Origin of the sequence: Mesorhizobium sp. M7A.F.Ca.AU.002.02.1.1 (assembly GCF_003998535.1) — a bacterium.
Lineage (GTDB): Bacteria > Pseudomonadota > Alphaproteobacteria > Rhizobiales > Rhizobiaceae > Mesorhizobium > Mesorhizobium ciceri.
In genome coordinates this window covers 1-399 of sequence record NZ_RZPB01001513.1, presented here as the reverse complement: position 1 = coordinate 399, position 399 = coordinate 1, and the positions used below count along the sequence as shown (strand labels likewise).

Annotated in this window: 1 protein-coding gene; it reads left to right on the top strand. The window is 55.4% G+C overall.

Going from position 1 to position 399, the window contains the following annotated elements:
* Nucleotides 1-162: 162 nt before the first annotated feature.
* The gene (locus EN879_RS38660; RefSeq protein WP_032899674.1) at nucleotides 163-348 is read left to right on the top strand and encodes a DUF1858 domain-containing protein; all 186 of its coding nucleotides are present in this window, start codon (nucleotides 163-165) and stop codon (nucleotides 346-348) included.
* Nucleotides 349-399: the final 51 nt, after the last annotated feature.

Sequence of the window (399 nt, the reverse complement as noted above, 5' to 3'; positions counted from 1 at the left end):
ACTTTATCCCATTGCTTATCGAGGTCGCGCGCGCCGTGTCTTGATCTGAATCATTTTCAGATTGCGAAAGCGCAACGAGAGCGGTCCGAACGCGATTTATGAAGAGGCTTCGCAAATCGCGGAGACTTCATCGTGAAGCAACCCAGTTCGATTGACCCCGACATGGTCGTTGACGAAATCATGAGGAAATGGCCGGCAACGGTGGCTGTGGTGCTGAGATACAAGATGCTGTGCGTCGGCTGCCCGATCGGCACATTCCATACCGTGGCTGAAGCGTGCCTTGAACACCACGTCGATGAAAGCCGTTTCATCGCCGACCTGGAAGCGACTGTCCGCCGCAGAGAATGAGATCAGCGCTTGTCCCGGTTCTCGGCCAGAACTACAAGGCGATGCGCATCC